Source organism: Steroidobacter flavus (assembly GCF_042651805.1).
In the GTDB taxonomy this organism is placed as follows: Bacteria; Pseudomonadota; Gammaproteobacteria; order Steroidobacterales; family Steroidobacteraceae; genus Steroidobacter; species Steroidobacter flavus.
Genome location: NZ_JBHSDU010000015.1, coordinates 1899666 through 1924082, shown reverse-complemented (window position 1 = coordinate 1924082; position 24417 = coordinate 1899666). Strand labels below are relative to the sequence as shown.

Genomic DNA, 24417 nt, shown 5'->3' with positions numbered 1-24417 from the left:
GAGAATCGAGGGATCTGTTCTTGTAGAAGCGTGCGACAGTTTGCATCTGCCGCGCGTGGCCGTTGCTCAGGGCTGGCCGACCACGACGTCGCTGATCTGCAGGACCGGCGCCAGATCGGTGTAGTTCGGGATGTCGGCCAGAATCTCCTTGGCATGCGGGCCGAATGCGGCCTGGAAGGCCTCGGTCGAGTCGCAATAGATGTGGCACATCGCCACATAAGTCGGCGGCTCGCCGGGCGCGCCGCCGGCCAATCCCTTATCCACTGTGTAGAAACGGCAGGCGGAACCCATGCGAGCCTGCACCAGCGGCATGTGCTTGTCCCGGTAGTAGGCGTGGTCGAAGCGAGCGCCGGCTTTGTTCGGATACATCACGCTGACTTTGATCATGGTTTGCTCCCGTTGTTCGTTCGTGGCCTATCGTGCACCCGGCGCCGGTGCGTCGTCCAATTTCTGGCCCCGAAATCCTAACGACATGCTCACACGCCACTGCCTACCCTGGGCAGCGTCGGTGTTCACCTTTCGCTCTGGAACGCCGGGAGATTCCCATGGACCGAGTCGTCGTCCTTTCCGTGCTGTTGCTCGTCGGCCTCACCTGGCTGCTCTACAAACTTGCGGTGCTGCTCGAGCCTCGCGGCGACAAGCCCGCCGCGCCGCCGATTGCCGGCCATAGCAGCCAAAAGCTCATTCATCAGAGGTTGCGCAAGTGAGTGTCATGAACTGGATCGGCCTGATTCTGGCCGCCGCGCTGGGCGTGTACCTGGTGGTGGCGTTGTTGTTTCCGGAGAGATTTGAATGAATATGTCAGGTGTCATGCAGATCGTGATGTTCGCGATCGTGCTCACGGCGCTGGTGAAGCCGCTGGGCGGTTTCATGGCGAAAGTGTTTCAAGGCGAGCGCACCTGGCTCACGCCGGTGCTCGCCCCGATCGAGCGCGGCATCTATCGGCTGTGCGGTATCGACGAGCACGCCGAGTCGTCGTGGAAGAGCTATGCCATCGGCTTGTTGCTGTTCAATCTGATCGGCTTTCTGGCCGTGTATGCGATTCAGCTGGCGCAGGGGGTGCTGCCGTTGAATCCGCAGGGCTTTGGGGGAGTGGAACCGAAGTCGGCTTTCAACACCGCGGTGAGCTTCGCCAGCAACACCAACTGGCAAGGCTACGGTGGCGAGTCGACGATGAGCTACTTCACGCAGATGATCGCGCTGAACGTGCAGAACTTCCTCTCTGCCGCGTCCGGTATGGCGGTGCTCGTGGCGTTGATTCGCGGCTTCTCGCGTCGTCAGGCAAATCAGATCGGTAACTTCTATGTCGACATGACTCGCAGCACACTCTATGTGCTGTTGCCGCTGTCCATCCTGCTGGCGTTGGCGCTGGTGTCGCAAGGCGTCGTGCAGAACTTCTCCGAGTACAAGACGGTGGAGCTCGTCGAGCCGGTGAAAACCGCGTCGGAGCAAATCACGGAGCAGACCATTCCGCTCGGCCCAGCCGCGAGTCAGGTCGCGATCAAACAACTGGGCACCAACGGCGGCGGCTTCTTCAATGTGAACTCCGCGCATCCGTTCGAGAATCCCACGCCGCTCGCGAATTTCCTCGAGGTGCTGGCGATCCTGCTGATTCCAGCGGCGCTGTGTTACACGTTCGGGCGCATGGTGAAGGACACACGCCAGGGTTGGGCGGTGTACGCGGCCATGATGATCATCTTTCTCCCGCTCACGTTCGGTGTGTTCAGCGCCGAACAGGCTGGCAATCCGCGCTTCGAAGCATTGAGCGTGGACCAGGCGGGTTCGGCCACGCACTCCGGCGGCAACATGGAAGGCAAGGAAGTGCGCTTCGGCATCGCGAACTCCGCGTTGTGGGCCTCTGTGACGACGGCGGCGTCCAACGGCTCGGTGAACTCGATGCATGACTCCTATACGCCGCTCGGTGGCTTGGTGCCGCTGTGGCTCATGCAACTGGGCGAGGTCGTGTTCGGCGGCGCCGGCAGTGGTCTGTATGGAATGTTGATGTTCGCTATCGTCGCGGTGTTCATCGCGGGCTTGATGGTCGGGCGCACGCCGGAATATCTGGGCAAGAAGATCGAGGCCTACGAAGTAAAGATGGCGTCGCTCGTGTTGTTGTTGCCTTGTGTGGTAGTGCTGGTCGGCACTGCGATAGCCAGCGCAATTCCCGCCGGCACCGGCAGCGTTGCGAATCCGGGGGCGCATGGTTTCTCCGAGATTCTGTATGCGTTCACCTCGGCCGGTAATAACAACGGTAGTGCGTTCGGCGGTCTCTCGGCGAACACGCCGTTCTACAACATCGCGCTCGGTGTGGCGATGTGGATCTCGCGCTTCTGGCTGATGATCCCGGTGCTCGCCATCGCCGGCAGCCTCGCTGCCAAACGAAACGTAGCAATCACTGCCGGCACCTTGCCCACCCACACGCCCTTGTTCGTCGCCATGCTCATCGGTGTCGTCCTGATGGTTGGCGCATTGACATTCCTGCCTTCGCTGGCGCTCGGCCCCATCGTCGAGCACTTGCAGATGATTGGCAAAGGTTGATCCTCATGGCTACTACCCAAGCAAACGTTGCTGAGAAGAAATCCGATTCGGTGGCGCCCGCCGTCGTGGGCGGCACGCCGCGTCCCACGGCGAAGTATGTGACGGGCGGGATTCTCCGCTCGGCCATCATCGACTCGTTCCGAAAGCTCAATCCGAGAGTGCAGGTACGAAATCCGGTGATGTTCGTGGTTTTCGTCGGCAGCATCTTCACGACCATCATCGGTATCGGCGCTGCCGCCGGTCAGATCGAAGACGCGGGGCGTCCGGGATTCGTGCTCGCGATTGCCGCGTGGTTGTGGCTGACGGTGTTGTTTGCAAACTTCGCCGAAGCGTTGGCCGAAGGGCGCGGCAAGGCGCAGGCCGCGACGTTGCGGTCGATGCGCAGGAACACCTACGCCAAGAAAATCACGGCCAGCAATCGCACTGATTACAAGTCCGTCGAAGCGAGCACGTTGAGTCGGGGCGATCTGGTGCTGGTGGAGACCGGCGATACAATTCCCGCCGACGGTGAGATCATCGAAGGTGTCGCGTCGGTGAACGAGAGCGCCGTCACTGGCGAATCCGCGCCGGTGCTGCGTGAAGCGGGCGGCGATTTCTCTTCGGTGACCGGCGGTACCCGCGTGCTGTCGGATTGGATTGTCGTGCGGGTCACAGCGAGAGAAGGGGAAGGCTTTCTCGATCGCATGATCGCCATGGTTGAGGGCGCGAAGCGCGGCAAGACACCAAACGAAATCGCGCTGTCGATTTTGCTCGCGATGCTCACGTTGGTGTTCCTGCTCGCGACCGCAACGCTCGCGCCGTTTTCGAAGTTCGCAGTAGATGCGGCCGGGCAGGGCTCGGTTGTGACACTCACCGTCCTGGTCGCGTTGTTGGTGTGTTTGATTCCGACGACCATTGGCGCGTTGCTGTCCGCCATCGGCATCGCCGGCATGGATCGCATGGTGCGTGCGAATGTGATCGCGACCTCGGGTCGTGCCGTCGAAGCGGCGGGCGATGTGGACGTGCTGCTGTTGGATAAGACCGGCACGATCACGCTGGGCGATCGCCAGGCCTCGGCGTTCGTGCCAGCGCCCGGCGTCACTGAGCAGGAATTGGCAGACGTTGCGCAGTTGGCCTCGCTGGCGGATGAAACGCCGGAAGGTCGCTCCATCGTGGTGTTGGCGAAGCAGAAGTTCCAACTGCGTGCGCGCGATCTTGCCAACACGATCCACACCTTCCATAAGTTCTCGGCGCAGTCGCGCATGAGCGGCGTCGATCTGGAAGGGCGGACGCTGCGCAAGGGCGCGGCCGATGCGATTCGCAAGTTCGTCGAAGAGCAGGGCGGCATGTGGCCGACCCGGTTGAGCGAGTCGGTGGATACGATTGCACGTCGTGGCGCCACTCCGATCGTCGTTGCGGATGGAAAGCGCGTGCTGGGTGTGATCGAGCTGCGCGACGTGGTGAAGGGCGGCATTCGTGAGCGCTTTGCCGAGCTTCGACAGATGGGCATCAAGACCATCATGGTCACAGGTGACAATCGACTCACTGCCGCTGCGATTGCGGCCGAGGCGGGCGTGGATGATTTCCTCGCCGAAGCCACGCCGGAGAAAAAGCTCGATCTGATTCGTAGCAATCAAAGCGAGGGCCGGCTGGTCGCGATGTGCGGCGACGGTACAAACGATGCTCCCGCGCTGGCGCAAGCCGACGTGGCCGTGGCGATGAACACCGGCACGCAGGCGGCGAAAGAAGCCGGCAACATGGTCGACCTCGACTCCAATCCGACCAAGCTGATCGAGATTGTCGACGTCGGCAAACAAATGTTGGTGACGCGCGGCGCGTTGACGACGTTCTCCATCGCTAATGACGTCGCCAAATACTTCGCCATCATTCCGGCGGCGTTCGCGGCGACTTATCCGGCGTTGAACGCACTCAACATCATGCGTTTGGAAAGTCCCGAGAGCGCGATTCTGTCGGCGGTGATCTTCAACGCTATCGTCATCGTCTTTCTGGTGCCGCTGGCTCTGCGCGGCGTGAAGACTCGCGCGACCTCGGCGGCGCTGTTGTTGCGGCGGAATCTGTTGATCTACGGCGTCGGTGGCCTGGTGGTGCCGTTCATCGGCATCAAGCTCATCGACCTGTTACTCGTGGCCTTCGGCCTGGTTTGAGGCGCAAAGATATGAAACAGCTTCGTCCTGCATTGGTGTCGTTTCTGTTGTTGACCGTTATTACCGGCGTCGCCTATCCATTGGTGGTCACCGGTATCGGCCAGGCTGTGTTCTCCGACGCGGCGAATGGCAGTCTGATCAAGGAGGGCGACAAGCTGGTCGGCTCGCGTCTGATCGGCCAACCCTTTTCGGATCCGAAGTATTTCTTCGGCCGGCCCTCCGCCACTTCGCCACAGCCTTATAACGGCGCGGCCTCGAGTGGGTCCAATCTAGGCCCGACCAATCCGACCCTCGCGACCATCATCACGGAGCGAGTCGCGGCGCTTCGTGCCTTGGATCCGGAGAACAAGTCGCTGGTGCCCATCGACCTGGTGACCGCGTCCGGCAGTGGACTCGATCCACATATCTCTCCGGCGGCTGCGGAGTATCAGGTTCCGCGCGTGGCTCGGCTGCGCAATCGGCCCGAGGCGGAGATTCGAGCCCTGGTGAAAGAGGCAACGGAAGGTCGAACGTTCGGGCTGCTCGGCGAGCCCCGAGTGAACGTGTTGCTGCTGAATCTGTCGTTGGACGGCCGGAATTCCAGCCACTGAGGCAATTTGCCCCAGCTCCATGTCGACGACTTCATTTGATTGTAGGAGCGCCGGTCGCTAGGCTGCGACCATGAAGCGGTTCTCATTCTCATCGGCCCGCGGGCATTGGCTGTCGCGGGTGATGGTGTCGATAGCTTGGCTGGTGGTGTTTGGTGCGGGCCCGGCGTTGTCAGCGGAAGATGACAAGCTCGATCTCCAGGTGCGCCAGTTGTGGCAGCTCATTGATTATGTCGCGGTCGACTATGCCGGTGCCGTCAGCGACGGGCAGGTCACCAACGCCGGTGAATTCAAGGAGATGATGGAGTTCACGGCGACGATTCGGGAGCGCTTGGACGCGCTGCCGGCGCGTGACGGCCGCGAGCAACTTGCCCAGCAAAGTCAGTTGCTGGAAACGGCAGTATCCCAACAGGCGGATGCCGCGAAGGTCGCGCAGGTCGCACACGCGCTCGCCAATCAGCTGCTCGCGGCCTATCCCGTTCCGATTGCGCCGAAGGCTGTGCCCGATATCGCTCGCGGCTCGGCGCTCTATCAAGAACAGTGCGGCGCTTGTCATGGCGCCGCCGGCCATGGCGATGGTCCGGCCGCGGCTCAACTCGATCCGCCGCCCGTTGCTTTCACCGATGCCACTCGTGCGCGTGCGCGCAGTCTTTATTCTTTGTTCGAAGCGATCAGCCAAGGCGTCGGCGGTACGGCGATGCCGAGCTTCGCGTCGTTGTCGGCGGAAGATCGTTGGGCACTGAGCTTCTACGTCGGAACGTTGGCGTATCCCGAGGCGACCCGTCAGGCCGGTGCGAAGCTTTGGAAACAGGACCCGGCGCTGCGCGATCGCATCCCCGATCTGGAAACGCTGGTACGCAAGACTGAGAACGAGCTTTCCACCGACTTGGGTGCGAGTCGCGCCTCGGCCGCGCTCGCTTATTTACGTGCGACGCCATCGGCACTGGTTCAAGAATCGGGTGTGGCGCTGGCGCGCTCTCGTCTGCATCAGAGCATCGCGGCCTATCAAGCGGGCAACAAGCAGGAGGCGGCTCGCTTGGCGTTGTCGTCGTACCTCGATGGCATCGAGCCCATCGAGCCGCGACTGGCCGCGCGAGATGCGAAGGTCCTGACTCGCATTGAAGGCGTGATGGGGGAGTATCGAGCGCGTCTCGATCGGGGCGCGACGCCTGCCGAGATGACCGAGCAATTGGCAGCAGTTGAAGAAGTGTTGAACGACGCGAGCAAAGTTCTCGATCAAGGCAACACCGGCGCGGCAACGACGTTCATCGCGAGCTTCACCATTCTCGTGCGCGAAGGGTTGGAAGCGTTATTGCTGGTCGTCGCCATCGTCGCGTTCCTTCGCAAGTCTGGACGGCAGGAATTGATGCCGTATGTCCAGGGCGGCTGGATCTCGGCGCTCGTGGCCGGCGGAATCACCTGGCTCGTCGCGCGATATCTCATCGACATCAGCGGTGCGAGCCGTGAGCTGACCGAAGGTTATGCATCGCTCTTTGCCGCGTTCATCCTGTTGACCGTGGGCTTGTGGATGCATCAGAAGAGCGTCGCCGGGCACTGGCAGCGCTACTTCCAGAACAATCTCTCCGGGATTTTGCGAGGCCGCTCGGCGTGGTTGCTGGCGGGTCTCGCGTTCCTCATGGTCTATCGTGAAGTGTTCGAGACCATTCTGTTCTACGCGGCACTCGGTAGCGAAGGCAATGGAGCGGCGGCGCTCGCGGGATTCGTCGCTGGCTCAGCGGTGCTGGCGCTGACTGCGACCGCAATGTTGAAGTTCAGCGCGCGTCTGCCCATTGCCAAATTCTTTTCCGTCAGCTCGATCTTCATCGCGGTCCTGGCGGTGGTGCTGGCCGGCAAAGGGGCCGCAGCCTTGCAAGAGGCGGGGATATTGTCGGTCCAGACCTTGCCCTTGCCTCGAATCGAACTGGTGGGCCTGTATCCTTCGGTTCAGACGCTGTTGTTGCAAGCGGTCGTGGCGCTCGCTGCAATCGCCGGCTTCGCGTACAACGCGCGGTCAGCGAGACAGCACGCATCGTCAACCGATGCGGTGGCGCCGCGCTAAGCGACGCCACCGCGTATCGACTCAGCGCTGCATCTTGCCGTCGCGCTTGATCACTTCACCGCCCTTCATCACGAACTCGACCCGCTGCAGTTCGGTGATGTCGTTGAGCGGATCGCCTTTGACCGCGACGATGTCGGCATAGCGGCCGGCCTGCACCGAGCCGATGTCGTCGGGGCTGCCGACGAGCTCGGCGGCGTTGCGAGTTGCCGTGAAAATCGCATCCATCGGCGTCAGGCCCGCCTTCACGAGCAGCGCAAACTCCTCAGCCTTGTTGCGATTCGACGTGGCGCCCTGGTCGGTGCCGAACGCGATCTTCACGCCGGCTTTATAAGCACGACCCGCGTTGCCGATCATGGTCGGCGTCACGGCGATGGCTTTCTCCGCCACGGTCGGCGGCAACTGGTCCGGCGTTTTGATCGCAGTCTGGTAGATCGCATCGGCGACCAGCAGCGTCGGCACCAGGAACGTGCCGTGCTGTTTCATCAGTTTGTAGCTCTCCGCATCGGCGTACGTGCCGTGCTCGATGGAGTCCACACCCGCGAGGATGGCGTGGTCGATGGCCTTCTTACCGTGCGCGTGCGCGGCGACCTTCAGGCCGAGCTCATGCGCCGTCTCGATGACCGTCTTCATTTCTTCGTCGGTCATGGTCATGTGATGCGGATCGTCACCGATGGAGCCGACGCCGCCGCTCGGCATGATCTTGATGACGGTCGCGCCACGACGGCGATGCTCACGAACTTTGATGCGAGCTTCTTCCGCGCTGTCGACGATCGACGCTTCCCGTCCTTCGAACACTAAATCCGGACGCAGACCGTTGGCGCGATCCGAATGCCCGCCGGTCGGTCCCAGCGGCTCGAGCGCAGTCCACAAGCGGGGCCCGACAATCTTTCCTGAATCGATGGCACGAATCAGTGCCGGCGCCGTCAGCGGGCCCGAGCCGAGATCGCGCACAGTGGTGAAGCCCAGCTCCACTTCGCGACGCGCGTTGAGCGTTCCGGAAATCACGGCATCGCCTTCGCTCTGAGTGAACCGATTCAGCGGGCGACGATCGCCGCTGGAAGAAATGTGATCGTGAGATTCGATGAAGCCCGGCAGGACGGTGGCTGAGGAAAGATCGATCACCTCGGCCCCGGCCGGCGTCACGAAACCACTCTGCACCGACACGATGCGCTGGTCTTTGATGACGATGGAGACTTTGCTCTTCGGCGCAGTGGCGACGCCGTCGATGAGCGTGCCGGCGTGAATGACCACGTCTTTGGCCATCGCGGGGCCGGCAATCGCTGCGGCCACAGCCGTCAGCGATAGCAGTGCTTTCTTCACTGCATTGGCGATACGAGGGTTGTTGTTTCTTGTCATCGAGCAGTCCTCGAAACAGTTGTTAGGAAGTGGAGGTCGACTGAGCCTACACGCGAGCCGACACCACTTTTTTGCGAATGGGATTAAGAGTGGCGCGGCGTCAGCATGATTCATGCGCGCTGATTGCTCGTTGGCGCAATTGCTGGCACGCACCGGTATAGAACGCATGGTGCGCATCTTGGTGCAAGTTCCCCACGCATTGCTGAATTCCAAGCAACATCTTGTTACGCGCCAGCCGATTTATTCACCCGGCATTGCGAGCGCAAGCTGCTTCCCACGTCGCAGCAATGCGATGGTGAATAAAAGTTTAGGAGAGGATGATGTTGACGACGAAAAGACTGATTGGATTAGCAACCGCTGGCGCACTTGCTGCTACGGCCGTGCCTGCAATGGCGCAGGTGACCGCGGGCAGCCAGGAGGTTGGTGCGTATGTCGGCGAGGCGTTCGGCGACGATCTGAGCGATCGCAAGATCAACGGGCGCACGCCCGAGCTCGATGACGATCTCACCTATGGCCTGCGCTACGGTTATCACTTTACCGACGCCTGGGGCCTTGAATTGTCGCTGGGTCAGACCAATACCTCGGTGACGGGTCTATCCACGAGCGATATCGATCTCGACCTCACCACGTTCGATGTCGACGCGGTTTATCACTTCAACCCGAGCAGCCGCTTCGTGCCTTACGTGCTCGCCGGTATCGGCTACGCCAGCGCGGATCTCGATCGCCCGATCACGGGCACGGTGAACGGCGGCGGACCGGTGCGCATCAAGGACGACAACGGCTTCACCTTGAACGCTGGCGTCGGTGCGAAGTACTTCATCACCGACAATGTCTCGCTGCGCCTGGACGCGCGCTATCGCTATCTCGATAAGGTGATCGATCGTTACGACGATTCCTTGAACACGTTCGAGACGACGTTCGGCGTGGGCTTCCAGTTTTAAGTCCGATTCGAGTCTGGCGGGACGTGCACGACGACTTTGCCTCGGGCGTGCCATCCTGCCAGATACTCGATGGCCTGCGATGTTTCGTTGAGGGGGAAGCTTCGGTCGATCACCGAGGTGAGCTTGCCATCGCGGGCGAGAGCGGCGAGGGAGTCCAGGTCGTCACGGTTCAGTTGCGCGACGAAGAACTCGAACTTCTCATCGACGAACCAGGACAGCATCGCGGCCCGGATGACTCCCCAGAACATGCCGATCCACGGACCTTCTTTGGGAGCGCCGACGATGACCACGATGCCGCCCGGTGTGAGCACGCGTCGCAGATCCATCGGAGAGCGATTGCCGACGTTATCGATGATGACGTCATAACGTTCGCTCGCGGCGGTGAAGTCTTCTTTCTTATAGTCGACGACGCGGTCCGCACCGAGCGAGCGCACGAGCTCGACGTTTCGAGTGCTGCATACGCCAGTGACATCGGCGCCGAATGACTTCGCAATTTGAACGGCATAAGTACCGACGCCGCCCGATGCGCCATTGATCAACACCTTTTGACCGGCACGAACGTGGCCATGGTCGCGCAGCGCTTGTAACGCAGTGATAGCCGCGATCGGCATGGCCGCGGCCTGTTCGAACGTGAGATTCGACGGCTTGCGTGCGATGGCGCGGTCCTCACGAACGACAACATATTCGGCGAAGGCGCCGCTACGTCCGCCAAAGACTTCATCGCCCGGTTTGAATTGCGTGACCTGCTTGCCGACGGATTCGACCGTGCCCGCGAAGTCGACACCCATGCGCGGGTCGTTGGGTGCACTCAGACCGCTGCCCAGGCGCATGACATACGGCCAACCCGCGACGCTGTGCCAGTCGAGCGGATTGACGGCGGCCGCTCGCACTCGAACCAGAACTTCGTTGTCGGCGGGCGTCGGCCTGGCGATATCTTCGAAGGTGAGCACCTCGGGCGAGCCATAGCAACGCTGCAGCACCGCTTTCATCTTGAATTGGGTGCTGGCGGTCGTTGCCCCCGGCCCGGGGCACTGAGCGTCGTGGCTCAGCATGATCGCGAGCGAGGCAATAGCCAGTGCGAACACCGCGGCCACGCCAATGAGGATGCGTTTGCTCAGAGTCATCGTGGTTTCTCCCTGTCGGTTGCGGGCGGACTATGAAAGTGAGCGGCTGAGAAAACGAGCGCATGCGACGAACGCCGGTCCCGGCGGCCCGAGTGACGATTCCGGCGGACGAATGGCGGCGGGGGCGCATTGCGGAGGGGATAAAGTGCGGGCGAGCCCGGCGATCACGATCTATAGTTGGGCTCATGTCTTCCGCGATGGGCCATCAACAGATCGTGCAGGCGAGGCCGCGAGGCCTGGCGCTCGTGTTCGGTTGGCGTCGACTGGTGCTGGCGCTGAGCCTGGGGATCGTGTTTGGGGCGGCGAACAGTCTGCCGTCCACGGCGCCGACCATCGATGTCACGATCGGTCATGCCGTGGTCGTCAGTCTGGTGGCGGTGCTGGCCTTCGGGCTGTTCGAACAGCGCCCGGTGCGATTGCCGCCCTGGCTGCCGAGATGGGTTCTGCAGGTCGGCGGGGTGGTCGTTGCCGTTCTGGTCGGCGCGCTGCTCGCGCACTCGATCGCGATGGCCGTCGATATTCACTCGGCGCACGAGGCGCCGCAGATGAAAGGGCTGCTCGTGCTCATCGTCGAAGGGCTGCTGTTCGGGCCATGGATCGCGCTCGGTGCAATGGTCCGCCAGCGCGATGTCTTCGCTCGCGATCAGGCACTAGCATTCGAGCTCGAACGCAGCGAGTTCGAGCGCAAAGCACTCGATGCGCGATTGCGCCTATTGCAGGCGCAAGTGAAACCTCACTTCCTGTTCAACACGCTCGCGAACGTGCAGGCACTGGTCGATGCGGGCTCGCCTCAAGCGTCGAACGTGCTGACGAATCTGATCGCGTACCTTCGCGCCGCCGTGCCCCGGATGCAAGGGCAGGCGACGACGTTGGATCAAGAGCTTGATCTGGCTCGCGCGTATCTCGAGCTCATGCAAATGCGTATGCCCGACCGATTGCAGTTCGCCTTGCATATCGAGCCGGCCGCGGCGAAGTTTCAATGTCCGCCGATGACGTTGCTCACGCTCGTCGAGAACGCTGTCCAGCATGGTATCGATCCAAGTGAGGAGGGCGGGCGCATCGACGTCGATATCTGGTTGCGCGACGGCCGTTGTCTCGTACGCGTCATGGATACCGGCGTGGGCCTGAAAACGACGGGCAGCGGGCTGGGCACGGGGCTTTCAACGCTGCGCGAACGAATGCAGCTCGCATTCGGCGGTGACGCTCAACTGCATCTGACCGAGATCGAGCCGCACGGCGTCTGTGCCGAACTGAATTTCCCGGCCCGACCATGAGCACTCAGCCCACCGCACTCATCGCCGACGACGAGCCGCTGTTGCGGGATGCACTCGAACGCCTGCTTTCGCAGCTCTGGCCCGAGCTGCACATCGTGGCTCAGGCCCGCAACGGTCGCGAGGCCATCGATCTGTTCGAAACGCATCGACCGGACATTTGTTTTCTGGACGTGCAGATGCCTGGCAAGACCGGTGTCGAGGCCGCTCAGCACATCGGTCGACGCGCGCATCTGGTGTTCGTTACCGCGTTCGATCAATACGCCGTGCAGGCATTTGCTCAGGGCGTGCTCGATTACCTCGTGAAGCCGGTTGAGCCGGAACGATTGGCAGAGACCGTCGCTCGGCTGAAAGAGCGTCTGCAGGCTGCGCAGCCGGCATTGAATACGGAAGCTTTGCTACAGCAACTCGCCGCGAGTCTGGAGCGAACACGTCAACCGGGGACACTGCGGTGGATGCGGGCGTCCGTTGGCCAGACCGTTCGACTGATCGCAGTGGACGATATCGACTATCTGCGTTCGGAAGAGAAGTACACCCGAGTCGCATGGCGCGACGATGGGGGCCAGCCGCGCGACGCTGTGGTCCGTACCCCGCTCAAGGAGCTGATCCCGCAGCTCGATCCCGCCCAGTTCGCGCAGGTGCATCGCTCCGTCGTCGTTAACCTCCGGGCCATCAGCCATGTCACGCGCGGCCCGAACGAAACCGCCGATATTCATATGAAGGGGCGCGACGAGGTGCTGCCCGTCAGTCGGGGCTACCTCCACCTCTTCCGGCAGATGTAACCCGTCTCAGCCCCTTTCCCTGCCCTGGCCAGGGCCCATCCCATATTGCCGTCCGCAGGATCCATTTCGGTGCAGGTGTTCCTGTATAAAGGACGAGGGTATTGCGATACGAGACAAATCTTGCGCGTCACCGGCTGAACTGCTACTTTTTCAGCAGGTAGTTGGTGGTCCCGGATCGGATCTACGTTCCGATATACGATACAAATGGGGAGCAGGGTGGGTGTATGAGCAATAAGAAGCGGCTGGGTTGGGCGCTGGCGATGCTGAGCGGCACCGCCGGTCTGGTGGCGACGGCGAGCACGGCGGTGGCGGCCGAGGCGCAGGAAGACGTGCTCGAAGAGATTGTGGTCACTGGCTTGAAGCGGGGCGACCTGCAGGTTCAATCCGTGCCGGTCAGCGTCGCGATCATGGACAGCGATCGGTTGGAAAAGCTCGGCGCCGTTGAGTTCGCCGATTTTGCTCGCAGCGTATCGGGCCTGACCTTCGTGGACTCGGGTGCCGGCAACAAGCGCTACGTCATTCGCGGTATCAACTCAGCGGGTGAAGCGCAGAGCGCGCTGTACTACGACAACATTCCCGTGACCGGCCTGGGTGGCGCGGCGACCGAATTCGGCGGCACGCAGCCCGACCTGGCGTTGTTCGACATTCAACAAGTCGAAGTCCTGCGCGGCCCGCAAGGCACGCTGTATGGCTCGAATTCCCAATCGGGCGTGATCCGCATCGTGACCAACAAGCCGAAGCTCGGCTTGCTCGAAGGCTCGGTCTCGACCGACATGTCCAACACCAAGGACGGCGGTTGGAACTACGGTTTGCGCGGCGTGATCAACGTTCCGGTCTCCGATCAGTTCGCCCTGCGTATGGTCGGCTACTACGACGACGCCGATGGCTTCAGCGACAACCCGCTGCGTGGCTTGAAGGACGTGAACGACCAGCAGAACGCCGGCGGGCGCGTCACGGGTTTGTGGCAGATCGGCGATAACACGACGCTGACCGGTCAGGTGTTCTATCAGAAGATGGAAACCGGCGGCCGGCCGTTGTCGCGTCCCTATAACGGCAATGTTTCCGGCACAAATTATCCGGCCGATGGGGAGCGGAAAGCCTCGCTGGCCTCGCTCGAACCGCACGAGGACGAGTCGAAGGTGTATGCCCTGACGCTCGAACACGATTTCGGCTGGTCCGATCTCACGTTGGCCGCTTCGCGCTTCGATCGCGACGTGCTCGACGTGCAGGACTATACGGTGTCGTTCGGGTTCTTCCGTTTCCTGCAAGGCCTCGGGGTACCGCCGTTCGCGACGGCCGCGATTCCGCAAGCGGGTGTGTATCTGGCGCCGCAGAGCTCGCAGCTCACCACCGGCGAAGCGCGCATGTCGACCAAGTTCGACGGGCCGATCAACGGCGTGTTCGGCGTGTACTACTCCGATCGCAACATCGACTACACGAACGATATCGTCGCCGCCAATCCGGTCACGGGTCGCCCGGATGTTTCTCTGGGCCGCGTCTCGTCGCGCTCGCTCGCGGATGAAATGACGGATCTCGCGATCTTCGGCGAAGCGACTTATCAGATCACCGAAAAACTGGCGCTGACCGGCGGCGCTCGCTGGTTCGACACCGAGCGCGATCTGCAGGCGGTGACCAACTATGCGTTCTTCAGCGGGGCCGGTCCGATCGTCGAAGCGCCTCAGCATGGCGAGAATCGCGACACGATCTTCAAGGGTGTGCTGTCGTATCAGTTCACGCCGACGTTCATGACCTACGCTCAGTATGCCGAGGGCTACCGCGGCGGTGGCACCAACGCATCCACGGTTGCGTACGTGCCGCCTCAGTACGATCCAGACAACACGGTCAATTACGAGATCGGCTTGAAGTCGAGCTGGCTCAACGATCACTTGATCTTCAACCTGGCCGCCTATCGCATCGACCTTGAAAATCTTCAGGTCGGCATGTTGTTCGGTCCCGGCGGCGCGTTCTCGGGTGTCGGCAACGTGAAGGGTAAAGTTGCGGAGTCGAATGGCTTCGAGCTCGACATCACCGCGCGTCCCATCGACGGCCTGCAGCTCACACTGACTGCCAGTCGCATCGATGCCAAGCTGGTGCGAGACGTGCCGGAGTTGGGCGACGTTGCTGTCGACGGCGCGGCGCTGTTGAACGTGCCTGACGTGACTGGCAGCGCATCGGCTGACTACACGTTCCCGATGGGCTCGTTCGAAGCAAACATTGGCACGGACGTGCAGTACTCGGGCAAAGTGGAGCACACGCGTTACGACGAAGACGACTTCCCGACCGACGCGTACACGCTGGTGAATCTGCGTGCCGGGCTGAGCTGGTCGAACTACAGCACGACGTTGTATATCTCCAATCTCACCGACGAACATGCGGAGATCAACGCGTTCAAGAGCGTCAACGATCCGACCCGCATCCTGACCAATCGTCCGCGCACCATCGGTCTGCGGTTCGCCGCCAAGTGGTGAGCCGAGAGCCGGCGATGAAGTTGCACAAGAAGTTCACCGCCGGCCTGCTGGCGTGCGTCTCGCTGAGTCAATTCTGGAGTGGAGCCGCCGGTGCCGATGCACCGGCGGGCAGCCCCGTCGACGCGGCGGTTGTGAAGGTCACGCCGAAGGTGGTCGCGTGGCGTCGGGACATTCACCAGCATCCCGAGCTGTCCAATCGTGAGGTTCGGACGTCGAAGCTGGTTGCCGATCATCTTCGTTCGTTGGGGATCGAGGTGACGACCGGGGTCGCTCACACGGGCGTCGTCGGCATTCTTCGCGGCGGACAGCCTGGGCGTGTCGTCGCGCTACGTGCTGATATGGATGCGCTGCCGGTCACGGAGCAGACCGATGTTCCCTTCGCATCGAAAGTGCGAGGCAAGTTCAACGGCCAGGACGTCGGCGTCATGCATGCTTGCGGTCACGATGCGCACACTGCGATGCTGATGGGTGCAGCCGAAGTGCTGGCCGGCATGCGCAAGGATTTGCACGGCACGGTGAAGTTTATTTTCCAGCCGGCCGAAGAAGGTCCGCCGACCGGCGAGCGCGGTGGCGCGGCTCTGATGGTCGAAGAAGGCGTGCTCGGTGCGCCGGTGCAGCCCAGTGCGATCTTCGGTATTCACGTTTGGCCCGGCGAGCCGGGCACGATTTCCTATCGTCCGCGCGGCCAGATGGCGGCCGCGGATTCGTTGACCATCGTCGTCAAAGGCGTTCAGACCCATGGCGCGCAGCCGTGGCACGGCGTCGATCCCGTGATCGTGTCGGCGCAGATCATGACGGCGTTGCAGGTTATTCCGAGCCGGCAGCTCAACATCACGTCGGCGCCCGCCGTCGTGACGATTGGCTCAATCCATGGCGGCGTGCGTGGAAACATCGTGCCCGACCAGGTCGAGATGAAAGGCACGATTCGCACGTTCGAGCCTGAAATGCGCGAAGACTTCCTGAAGCGCATTCGACGCACGGCCGAGATGGTCGCGCAAAGCTCGGGCGCAACGGCCGAGGTCACCGTCGAGCCGTACGCACCGGTTACTTATAACGATCCACAGCTGACCAATCAGTTGTTGCCGTCGCTGCGTCGTGCGGCGGGTGACGACAAGGTGCGCGACATGTTGCCGGTGATGGGATCGGAAGACTTTTCGCACTACACGCGCGTGGTGCCGGGCTTGTATGTGTTCCTTGGCATCAACAAGGAAGGCGTACCGACCGGGCAGGCGGCAGAGAATCATTCGCCGCAGTTCTACGTCAATGAAGATGCATTGCCGGTCGGCGTGCGTGCGCTGACCTTCGTCGCGCTGGACTACTTGAATGAACCACGTTCCTAGCAACGGGGCCTCCGCCTATCATCGGACCGAGCCTCATTACATCGCCGAATTGACCAAGGTCGGGCGCGGCACGCCGATGGGCGAGTTGCTGCGTCGATACTGGCATCCCATCGGTCTGACCTCTGATGCTGGCAGCACCCCGCGCCAGATCCGCGCGCTCGGCGAGGATCTGATTCTGTTCAGGGATGGCAGCGGCCGCGCTGGATTGGTTCATCCACGCTGTGCGCATCGAGGCGCTTCTCTCTATTACGGACGCGTCGAAGATCGCGGCATCCGCTGTTGTTATCACGGCTGGCTGTTCGATGTGGAAGGTCGCTGTCTCGAGCAGCCCTGCGAGCCGAACGCGGGCGCGTCGACATGCGGGCGCATTCGTCAGCCGTACTATCCGGTGGAAGAGCGTTACGGACTGATCTTCGCTTACATGGGCCCGCCGGAAAAGAAACCGGTGTTGCCTCGCTTCGACGTGTTGGAAACATTGGAGCCGGGCGAGTTCATCGAGGCCGACGACAGCAGCATCGGCAGCGGCGGCCCGGCCATCGTGCCCTGCAATTGGTTGCAGCACTTCGAGAACGTGATGGATCCATTCCACGTGCCCATCCTGCACGGCTCATTCAGCGGCAATCAGTTCAATGCGCGCATGGCGATCATGCCGAAAGTCACTTTCGAGAACACCACGCGCGGCATCCGCAGTATTCAGTTGCGAGATGTGGAGACCGGCGTCCATCGTCGCATCACCGAAGCGGTGCTCCCGACGATTCGTGCGGTCGCCAGCCCTCGTGCCGAGAAGGATGGGCCGTGCTCGTTGCTCGGATGGGTGCTGCCCATCGATGACACGAGCTTCCGCATCTATTCGGCCGGCCGCGTGCTCGAGAAGGGCTCGCTCGCGAAGATCCGCTCGCACTTCAACGGCAAGCTATGGCACGAGCTGACGGAGGAAGAGCATCAGCGCTTCCCCGGCGACTACGAGGCGCAAGTCAGTCAGGGCGAGATCTCGTTCCACTCCGAGGAGCATCTCGGATTCTCGGACCGTGGGATCGGGCTGCTGCGACGAATGCTCAAGCAGCAAGTGCAAGCAGTGGCGAATGGGCAAGATCCGATTGGCGTGGCGTTCGATGCGGCTGGCGAGCTGGTGAAGCTCGACGCCGGCACGAGCATACAACCGCGCGGAGAATGATATGGCAGAACTAACAGAATCTATATACGCCGGCGGTGCATGGCATCGCTCCGGTACCCGCGAGCGCATCTCTGTCGTCAATCCCGCCAATGATCGCGTGATCGCGGAAGTGACGGCGGGCTGTGCGGCCGATGTGGATCGCGCTGTGACCGCGGCACGCGCGGCATTCCCGAAGTGGTCGCGATTGGAAGCGAGCGAACGCTTGCGACTGCTACAGCGCTTGCAGGCCGGCATCCAGGAGCGAGCTGAAGGGCTCGCCACGACGATCACGTCGGAGATGGGTGCACCGGTGTCGTTCTCGCGAGCGGCACAGATTGGCCTGGCGTTGCGGGGCATTCAAAGCACCATTGCCGCGATGAGCTCGATTGCCGATGAGCGCATCGGTGGAACGTTGATCGTGCGCGAGGCCGTTGGCGTCGTGGCCGCAATCACGCCGTGGAATTTCCCCTTGCATCAGATCATCGCGAAGATTGCACCGGCCCTGGCGGCGGGATGTGTCGTCGTGTTGAAGGCCAGCGAAGTGACTCCGCTGGATGCGATCCAGCTCGCCGGTATCATCGACGATGCGGGCTTCCCGGCGGGTGTGTTCAATCTTGTTACTGGCGGCCGCGAGACAGGCGAGGCGCTGGTGTCACATCCTGGCGTCGACATGGTGACGTTCACCGGCTCGACGCGGGGCGGTCGAAGAGTGGCGACCGTCGCGGCCGAGGGATTGAAGAAAGTCGCGCTGGAACTCGGTGGCAAGTCGGCGAATATCTTGCTCGACGATGCCGATCTCGCCCGCGCCGTTCCTGGCGCCGTTCAACAGTGCTTTGTGAATTCCGGGCAGGTCTGCGCGGCGCTGTCGCGTTTGTTTGTGCCGGAGAGCCGGCTGGCGGAGGTCGAGTCTCTGGCGGTCGCGGCGGCGAAGAATTGGACGCTAGGCGATCCGGCCGACGTCGCCACCAGGCTGGGACCGCTCGCGAGCCGAGCCCAGCAGGCGCATGTGAGAAAGTGTATCGAGCTCGGTATCAGTGAAGGCGCACGACTGCTGGTCGGTGGACCGGAGCAGCCCAAGGGGTTCGATGCCGGCGCCTACGTTTTACCGACCATCTTCAGCGGCGCTCGCAACGACATGGCGCTGGCCCGCGAAGAAATATTCGGACCGGTGCTGGCCATCGTCGGCTATGCGGACGAAGACGAAGCGATTCGCATGGCGAACGACAGCGACTATGGCTTGTCGGGCGGCGTATGGTCGGCCAGCGTGCCGCGCGCCGTGTCGGTGGCTCGTCGCTTGAGCACAGGCCAAGTCGTCGTAAACGGCGCCTCGCTCGATCTGGCAGCGCCGTTCGGTGGCGTGAAACGTTCCGGTTACGGCCGCGAGAACGGTAAGTACGGCCTCGAAGAATTCTTCAACGTGAAGGCCGTGCTCGGCGCGGGCGAATAATCGCCCGCGCACCCGCCGCTCACTTGTACCACTGCTCGGCTTCTTTCAACGCCGTGCGGAACTGACCCAGTCCCAGCCACAACAATCCGAACGCGAGCGGCGCCACGATCGCCGCCGACAGCGCGAGCGAGTAGGGCAGCGCCGCGTCGTTCTTGAACACGAAATCGGTGAACAGCGGCGGCAGGATCGGGCCGCCCGTCACGCCGATGATGCCCACACCGAACAGGAACAGCGCACCGAGCTGACCGCGCAAGCGATTCGGGGCGATCATCTGAATGGCCGACGGAATCAGCACCGGCGGGAAGCCCACGAAGAACTTGAAAGGAAACAACATCGCGGCCATCGCCCACTGATTCGGCATCAACGGCATGAGCATCGCCGGCACCGCGATGCCGACCGCACCGTAAGCAGTCAACCGCAGGCATGCATCGCTGCGTCCTTGTTTCATCATGTGGCCCGCATACCAACCGGCGAACAGTAGCCCGAGCGGGCCTGCGATCAACGACGAGAGACCGTTGATGCGACCGGCCTGCGCCGGGTCCCAGCCCCAGGTGCGAATGAACAGCTCGGGGTACCAGGAATCGGCGTAGCCGAGCACCGAGTAGCAGCCGGCGCCGATGAAGAACGCGATGAACATGAGCCGATGCTGGCCCATGAAACGAAACAACTCGATGAACGGGACCTTCTCGGTCTTGCCCTTGCGCGTCGGCTCGGTGAGCGTCAGCACCCACAGCGCGACCAGCAGCCCGGGCATGCCGACGATGATGAACACCAGCTGCCACGAAAACACCTGACCGACCAGCGGCAAGGTCACCGGCGGCATGTTTTCTACGTGGCTGATCACCTGGCCGCCGACGATCAGCGCGAGGCCGGCACCGATGAACAATCCCGTCGTGTACAAGCTCATTGCACGCGGCAAACGTTCTTTGTCGAACGAATCCGCGAGCATCGAATACGTCGACGGCGACAGCGTGGCTTCACCCACACCCACGCCCATGCGCGCCAGAAACAATTGCCAGAAGTTCTTGGCGAGGCCGCCGGCCGCCGTCATCACGCTCCAGGCCGCGATGCCGATGGCGATGATTCGCTTGCGGGGGTAACGGTCGGCCAGCCATCCCAGCGGCAGGCCCATCAAGGTGTAGAACAAACCGAAAGCCGCGCCGACCAGCAGGCCGAACTCATGATCGCTGATGCCTAAGTCGCGGCGGATCGGACCGATCATCAGGTCGACGATCTTCCGATCCAGGAACGAGAACGTGTAGGCGACCATCAAGACCGCCGTCACGTACCACGGATACCAGGATCCGCGCTCGGGCGTGTTGGTGGTGGCGGGGCTGGGGGCGGGAATGGAGCTCATCGTCACCTCGATCTTCTCATGGAGCCGGCGTGTTACAACACGGCTCGTAGTTCTCGCAGGAATGCGTCGTTCTCGTGCGTCAGGCCGACGCTGACGCGGATCCATTCTTTCAGCCCGTAGTTGGCCACCGGGCGCACCACGATGCCCCGTTCCACCAGCGAACGAAACACTTTCGGCCCATCGCCCACGTGAAGCAGGACGAAGTTGCCGAAGGAGGGAATGTAGCGAATGCCGCGCGCTTCCAGCTCAGCGCAGAGACGGCTGCGCTCGGTTTTGTTGGCGCTGGAGCATTGCTCGACGAAAGCTTGATCGCCCAGGGCAGCAACGGCCGCATGCTGAGCATTGACGGTCACGCTGAAGGGCAACTGCAAGCGCTTCAGATAGCCGATCAGATCCGGATGTCCGAGACCGTAGCCGACACGCAGCCCGGCGAGGCCATACACCTTTGAGAACGTGCGCAGGACCAGCAGGTTGTCATGTCGTTGCAGGAGTTTGTCGACGTCCGGCCGGTGCTCGGCGGGCGTGAACTCGCGATAGGCTTCGTCGAGGACAACCAGCACGTTGGACGGCACGGCGGCGATGAAACGCTCGATGTCTTCCTTCGACAGCATGGTGCCGGTGGGATTGTTGGGCGACGCGATGAACACGAGACGCACGCGCTCGTCGATGGCCGCCAGCATGCGCTTCAGATCGTGACCCCAATCCAGTGCCGGTACCGCGATCGCTTCGGCACCGACCGAGCGCACAGCCAGGCCATAAGAAATAAAGGAGTACTGCGACATCACCGCCGCACGACCGGGCTCGAGGAACGCGCGAGCCGCGAGCAGGATTAATTCGCTAGAGCCCGCCGCGATCAGAATCCGCTGCGGATCCTGCTTGAGATGACCGGCAAGTGCGTCGCGTAACGCCACGCTGTCGGAATCGGGATAACGGCTCGGATTCCCTTCCAACGACGCGATGGCCTGGCGCGCGGCCGGCGACATGCCGAAAGGATTTTCGTTGGAGGCGAGCTTGACGATGGCCGACGGCTCGATGCCGTGTTCGCGCGCCACCGATTCGATCGGACGGCCCGGGACGTACAGATCGATGCCCGAGACGTGCGCGAGTACGGAGGATGCTAGGGTCACAGGAGGTCTCTGCTTATTTGTTACTAACGTCGCATCAGGGCCGAGCAGGCTCGCCGAGCGGGTTGGGCGGTGTGTCCGCGGGCTGTTTGGAATAAGGATTGATCAAGTGCCACGGGCTGGGCATTTCGCCGACCGGCACTTCGATGAGCAGCGGGCCGCGACGCTGCGCGCGTCCGGCTTCGCGAATCTTTGCTTCGAGCTCGGCCGGTGAATTCGCGCGGGTCGAGGTGACGCCGAAGGCGTCGGCGAGCTTGTGGAAGTCCGGGTTGTGCAGCTCGGTGCCGATCTGTCGATTGAACACTTCCTGCTGAATGCGGCGCACGTTGCCGAACGCGCCGTCGACGAACACCACCATGATCAGCGGAATCGAATACTTCGCCGCGGTCGCCAGTTCCTGCAGATTCCAGCCGAAACCGCCGTCGCCGCTGATCGCCACCGTCACTTTGTCGGGGTTGCCGATCGCCGCGCCGAGACCGGTGGGCATGCCATAGCCGAGCGTGCCTTGATAACCGGGCGTGATGAACGTGCGCGGTCCGTACACAGGATAAGCGAGCGGGGCGACGTAACCGACTTGCGTCAGCTCATTAATAAGAATGCCGTCCTCGGGAATCGCGCGGCGCAGGGCTTCGATCCAGGACATCTGCGGTTTCAGCAGCGCCAACTGCTGTGTGCACCAGGCGCGTGCCTTGGCCGCTGCCGAGGTTGCATCACGCAGTCGATCTTGTTTGGTGACCGCCGCTTCGAGCTGCGACAAGCCAATGGCCGCATCGCCGATCAAATCCACGCCTGGCTGGCGCGGGGCCAGCGCATCCGCGGCTTCGATATTCAGATAAATGAACTTCGCGTGCGGAGCGTTGAAAGAGAGCAGAGCACGCGGAGTCACGAATCTGCTGCCTGCGACCAGGATCACATCGGCGTGCGGCAACAATGCGCGGCCAGCGAGATTCGGCAGCGCGAGCTCGTGTCGAGCGGAGATGGCGCCCAGTCCGTTCTCACTCATGACGACGGGGGCACCGATCTTTTCGGCAAGGCGCGTCAATGCTTGGGACGCGTTGGCCGCAACGATGCCGCCGCCGGCGTAGATCACAGGAAAGCGAGCACTATTCAATAGAGCGGCAGCTCGTTCGACAGCCGCTGCCTCTGGCGCCGGAGGCGTGCGCTTCTCGATCAGTTCGTGAAGCTCGACCTCGGCTTTCGCTTGCAACACATCGGGCGGCACTTCGACCGCAGTCGGTCGTGTCCGGGTGGACTCGGCAGCATGCAAGGCATCGCGCGTCATTCGCGCCACATCCTGCGGAGTGCGGGCAAGCCCAGACCATTTAGTGACATTCGCGAGCATGCCCGACTGATCGTTCACTTCATGGAGCATGCCGAAACCGTTGCCGATGCCGGGCGAAGCGATCTGGCCGGCAATACACATCATCGGCGCCGAGCACGCATAACCGGTGGCGAGGCCGGACATGGCATTGAGCACACCCGGGCCCGGCACCACCATGCATACACCGACCGAACCGGTGGTGCGGCCGTAGCCATCCGCCATATAAGAAGTAGCCTGCTCATGGCGAGGCACGATCAGTTCGATCTGGTCGCGGACGTCATTGAATACATCCACCGCCCAGTCGAGCTGCACGCCGGGAACGCCAAAGACATGTCGCACGCCGTGGCGAAGCAACTGCCTCACGAGCGCCTGGCCGCCAGTCACCATAGTCATCCGGAAGTCGTCCTGCTGTATCGAGTGTTCCGATATTAGTAACTATCGTATCGCTATTCAAGACAAACCGGGGCGGGGCTGGGGTCTGACGTTTGCCTGCGAGACAAGAATCTGTACAGTCGCGGCCAATTCATTGAAGGGGAAGCTGCGTGCAGGGATTGGAACCGACGGGCGACGAGGACACCGGCAAGGACATTAAAGACGGCTCGATGGTGCAATCGGTGGTCGTGGCCTGGCGGTTGCTCGATGCTTTGGCCCGCTCCGCAGGCCCGATGCGCGTGACCGAGCTCGCCAATCAGCTCGAGGAGCCCAAGGCCAAGGTGCATCGGCACCTCGCGACCATGCGCTACCTGGGCGTGGTCGAGCAGGTCCCCGGCTCGGAGAAATATCGGCTCGGCTGGAAGCTGTACCAGATGGGTCAGCTGACCTTCGAGCGCTTCGATTTGAAGGCCGTCGCCGAGCCGTACATGGCTCGATTGCGCGATGAGGTGCATCAGTCGGTGATGCTGGCCATCCCCATCGGCGTCGAGGCGCTGTTCATCGCCAACCTGGATTATGTCGCGGCCGGCTTGCCGAAGATTTCCGGGGTTTCGGGCACGGTGGTGCCGCCGGCGGTTTCCACGATCGGTCGCATCGTGCTGGCCTACGCTCATCGCAAACAACAGGAGCAGGTGCTCGGTCAGCCGATCAGGGCCTACACCAAGCACACGTTGACCGATGTCAAAGCGTTGCGCGAGCGCTTGGAGACGATCCGCACGCGCCTGTACGACTACGGCAGCGAGGAGCTCACGCTCGGTATCGCATCGGTGGCCGCGCCGGTGCTGGGGGCGGAGGATCAATTGCTGGGCATCGTTTCGATCGTCGGCTCGGTGCAGTTCATTCTGGATCCGCCGTCGCCTATGCAGATCGCCTATGTGCAGGCCTGCGCCAGCGCGATCTCGGCCAATTTCAACTCAACCGCCTACAACGGTATCGCCAAGCCGCTGCGCTGACCCGCGCGCAGCCGCGCCAA

General features: G+C 62.2%; 20 protein-coding genes. 14 read left to right on the top strand and 6 right to left on the bottom strand.

Going from position 1 to position 24417, the window contains the following annotated elements; translation table 11 throughout:
* Window positions 1–66: 66 nt before the first annotated feature.
* Entirely contained in the window at window positions 67–387 is a 321-nt protein-coding gene (locus ACFPN2_RS35400) for an EthD family reductase (protein WP_380605561.1), read from the bottom strand.
* Between the two features lie 158 nt (window positions 388–545).
* Here ACFPN2_RS35400 and ACFPN2_RS35395 point away from each other — a divergent pair, with 158 nt between their 5' ends.
* The 6 genes from ACFPN2_RS35395 to ACFPN2_RS35370 all read left to right on the top strand — a co-directional run bounded on the left by ACFPN2_RS35395 (window position 546) and on the right by ACFPN2_RS35370 (window position 7328).
* A complete protein-coding gene (locus ACFPN2_RS35395) occupies window positions 546–707 on the top strand; it encodes a hypothetical protein (protein WP_380605559.1) in 162 nt (53 codons plus the stop codon).
* Window positions 708–712: 5 nt separating this feature from the next.
* On the top strand, window positions 713–796 hold the full coding sequence (gene kdpF / locus ACFPN2_RS35390; protein WP_380606747.1) for a K(+)-transporting ATPase subunit F: 84 nt from the start codon (window positions 713–715) through the stop codon (window positions 794–796).
* A complete protein-coding gene (kdpA, locus tag ACFPN2_RS35385; RefSeq protein WP_380605557.1) occupies window positions 793–2538 on the top strand; it encodes a potassium-transporting ATPase subunit KdpA in 1746 nt (581 codons plus the stop codon). The genes kdpF and kdpA overlap by 4 nt, the downstream gene beginning before the upstream one ends.
* A gap of 5 nt (window positions 2539–2543) precedes the next feature.
* Window positions 2544–4682 (top strand): potassium-transporting ATPase subunit KdpB, encoded by a 2139-nt coding sequence (gene kdpB, locus ACFPN2_RS35380; RefSeq protein ID WP_380605555.1) that lies wholly within the window; start codon window positions 2544–2546, stop codon window positions 4680–4682.
* Window positions 4683–4693: 11 nt separating this feature from the next.
* Window positions 4694–5272, top strand: coding sequence for a potassium-transporting ATPase subunit KdpC (kdpC, locus tag ACFPN2_RS35375; RefSeq protein WP_380605553.1), 579 nt, complete (start codon window positions 4694–4696; stop codon window positions 5270–5272).
* 70 nt (window positions 5273–5342) lie between these two features.
* Complete coding sequence (locus ACFPN2_RS35370; RefSeq protein WP_380605551.1) at window positions 5343–7328, top strand: FTR1 family protein; 1986 nt, start codon at window positions 5343–5345, stop codon at window positions 7326–7328.
* Window positions 7329–7349: 21 nt separating this feature from the next.
* Here the strand turns inward: ACFPN2_RS35370 and ACFPN2_RS35365 are convergent, their stop codons facing one another.
* Window positions 7350–8684, bottom strand: coding sequence for a metal-dependent hydrolase family protein (locus tag ACFPN2_RS35365; RefSeq protein ID WP_380605549.1), 1335 nt, complete (start codon window positions 8682–8684; stop codon window positions 7350–7352).
* Window positions 8685–9001: 317 nt separating this feature from the next.
* Between ACFPN2_RS35365 and ACFPN2_RS35360 the strand changes: the two genes are divergently transcribed.
* Window positions 9002–9625, top strand: a complete 624-nt coding sequence (locus ACFPN2_RS35360; protein WP_380605548.1) for a porin family protein — start codon at window positions 9002–9004, stop codon at window positions 9623–9625.
* Here ACFPN2_RS35360 and ACFPN2_RS35355 read toward each other — a convergent pair.
* Window positions 9622–10614: an NAD(P)-dependent alcohol dehydrogenase gene (locus ACFPN2_RS35355; protein WP_380606745.1), complete on the bottom strand. Its 993-nt coding sequence runs from the start codon at window positions 10612–10614 to the stop codon at window positions 9622–9624. The two genes, ACFPN2_RS35360 and ACFPN2_RS35355, sit on opposite strands and share 4 nt — an antisense overlap.
* Window positions 10615–10934: 320 nt before the next feature.
* On the opposite strand from ACFPN2_RS35355, the gene ACFPN2_RS35350 reads away from it, so the two are divergent.
* The 6 genes from ACFPN2_RS35350 to ACFPN2_RS35325 all read left to right on the top strand — a co-directional run bounded on the left by ACFPN2_RS35350 (window position 10935) and on the right by ACFPN2_RS35325 (window position 19210).
* The gene (locus ACFPN2_RS35350) at window positions 10935–12023 is read left to right on the top strand and encodes a sensor histidine kinase (RefSeq protein WP_380605546.1); all 1089 of its coding nucleotides are present in this window, start codon (window positions 10935–10937) and stop codon (window positions 12021–12023) included.
* Window positions 12020–12802 (top strand): LytR/AlgR family response regulator transcription factor, encoded by a 783-nt coding sequence (locus ACFPN2_RS35345; RefSeq protein ID WP_380605544.1) that lies wholly within the window; start codon window positions 12020–12022, stop codon window positions 12800–12802. The genes ACFPN2_RS35350 and ACFPN2_RS35345 overlap by 4 nt, the downstream gene beginning before the upstream one ends.
* A 224-nt stretch (window positions 12803–13026) precedes the next feature.
* Window positions 13027–15270 carry a TonB-dependent receptor gene (locus ACFPN2_RS35340; RefSeq protein ID WP_380605542.1) on the top strand — a complete coding sequence of 748 codons (2244 nt, stop codon included), beginning with the start codon at window positions 13027–13029 and terminating at the stop codon, window positions 15268–15270.
* Between the two features lie 14 nt (window positions 15271–15284).
* The gene (locus ACFPN2_RS35335; RefSeq protein ID WP_380605540.1) at window positions 15285–16610 is read left to right on the top strand and encodes an amidohydrolase; all 1326 of its coding nucleotides are present in this window, start codon (window positions 15285–15287) and stop codon (window positions 16608–16610) included.
* Window positions 16594–17784 (top strand): Rieske 2Fe-2S domain-containing protein, encoded by a 1191-nt coding sequence (locus tag ACFPN2_RS35330; protein WP_380605538.1) that lies wholly within the window; start codon window positions 16594–16596, stop codon window positions 17782–17784. Before ACFPN2_RS35335 ends, ACFPN2_RS35330 begins: the two co-directional genes overlap by 17 nt.
* 1 nt (window position 17785) lies before the next feature.
* Window positions 17786–19210, top strand: coding sequence for an aldehyde dehydrogenase family protein (locus tag ACFPN2_RS35325; protein ID WP_380605537.1), 1425 nt, complete (start codon window positions 17786–17788; stop codon window positions 19208–19210).
* Window positions 19211–19229: 19 nt separating this feature from the next.
* On the opposite strand, the gene ACFPN2_RS35320 is transcribed toward ACFPN2_RS35325, so the two are convergent.
* Genes ACFPN2_RS35320 through ACFPN2_RS35310 form a run of 3 tightly spaced genes read right to left on the bottom strand, consistent with a single transcriptional unit; the run spans window position 19230 to window position 23405 of the window.
* Window positions 19230–20567, bottom strand: coding sequence for an MFS transporter (locus ACFPN2_RS35320; RefSeq protein WP_380605535.1), 1338 nt, complete (start codon window positions 20565–20567; stop codon window positions 19230–19232).
* A gap of 32 nt (window positions 20568–20599) precedes the next feature.
* Complete coding sequence (gene hisC, locus ACFPN2_RS35315; protein WP_380605533.1) at window positions 20600–21694, bottom strand: histidinol-phosphate transaminase; 1095 nt, start codon at window positions 21692–21694, stop codon at window positions 20600–20602.
* Window positions 21695–21728: 34 nt separating this feature from the next.
* Window positions 21729–23405, bottom strand: coding sequence for a thiamine pyrophosphate-dependent enzyme (locus tag ACFPN2_RS35310; protein ID WP_380605531.1), 1677 nt, complete (start codon window positions 23403–23405; stop codon window positions 21729–21731).
* 149 nt (window positions 23406–23554) lie between these two features.
* On the opposite strand from ACFPN2_RS35310, the gene ACFPN2_RS35305 reads away from it, so the two are divergent.
* Window positions 23555–24397, top strand: a complete 843-nt coding sequence (locus ACFPN2_RS35305) for an IclR family transcriptional regulator (RefSeq protein ID WP_380605529.1) — start codon at window positions 23555–23557, stop codon at window positions 24395–24397.
* Window positions 24398–24417: the final 20 nt, after the last annotated feature.

Coding starts and splice junctions, on each gene's coding strand:
- ACFPN2_RS35400 (WP_380605561.1), bottom strand. CDS start 387: ATGATCAAAGTCAGCGTGATGTATCCGAACAAAGCCGGCGCTCGCTTC.
- ACFPN2_RS35395 (WP_380605559.1), top strand. CDS start 546: ATGGACCGAGTCGTCGTCCTTTCCGTGCTGTTGCTCGTCGGCCTCACC.
- kdpF (WP_380606747.1), top strand. CDS start 713: ATGAACTGGATCGGCCTGATTCTGGCCGCCGCGCTGGGCGTGTACCTG.
- kdpA (WP_380605557.1), top strand. CDS start 793: ATGAATATGTCAGGTGTCATGCAGATCGTGATGTTCGCGATCGTGCTC.
- kdpB (WP_380605555.1), top strand. CDS start 2,544: ATGGCTACTACCCAAGCAAACGTTGCTGAGAAGAAATCCGATTCGGTG.
- kdpC (WP_380605553.1), top strand. CDS start 4,694: ATGAAACAGCTTCGTCCTGCATTGGTGTCGTTTCTGTTGTTGACCGTT.
- ACFPN2_RS35370 (WP_380605551.1), top strand. CDS start 5,343: ATGAAGCGGTTCTCATTCTCATCGGCCCGCGGGCATTGGCTGTCGCGG.
- ACFPN2_RS35365 (WP_380605549.1), bottom strand. CDS start 8,684: ATGACAAGAAACAACAACCCTCGTATCGCCAATGCAGTGAAGAAAGCA.
- ACFPN2_RS35360 (WP_380605548.1), top strand. CDS start 9,002: ATGATGTTGACGACGAAAAGACTGATTGGATTAGCAACCGCTGGCGCA.
- ACFPN2_RS35355 (WP_380606745.1), bottom strand. CDS start 10,614: ATGAAAGCGGTGCTGCAGCGTTGCTATGGCTCGCCCGAGGTGCTCACC.
- ACFPN2_RS35350 (WP_380605546.1), top strand. CDS start 10,935: ATGTCTTCCGCGATGGGCCATCAACAGATCGTGCAGGCGAGGCCGCGA.
- ACFPN2_RS35345 (WP_380605544.1), top strand. CDS start 12,020: ATGAGCACTCAGCCCACCGCACTCATCGCCGACGACGAGCCGCTGTTG.
- ACFPN2_RS35340 (WP_380605542.1), top strand. CDS start 13,027: ATGAGCAATAAGAAGCGGCTGGGTTGGGCGCTGGCGATGCTGAGCGGC.
- ACFPN2_RS35335 (WP_380605540.1), top strand. CDS start 15,285: ATGAAGTTGCACAAGAAGTTCACCGCCGGCCTGCTGGCGTGCGTCTCG.
- ACFPN2_RS35330 (WP_380605538.1), top strand. CDS start 16,594: ATGAACCACGTTCCTAGCAACGGGGCCTCCGCCTATCATCGGACCGAG.
- ACFPN2_RS35325 (WP_380605537.1), top strand. CDS start 17,786: ATGGCAGAACTAACAGAATCTATATACGCCGGCGGTGCATGGCATCGC.
- ACFPN2_RS35320 (WP_380605535.1), bottom strand. CDS start 20,567: ATGAGCTCCATTCCCGCCCCCAGCCCCGCCACCACCAACACGCCCGAG.
- ACFPN2_RS35310 (WP_380605531.1), bottom strand. CDS start 23,405: ATGACTATGGTGACTGGCGGCCAGGCGCTCGTGAGGCAGTTGCTTCGC.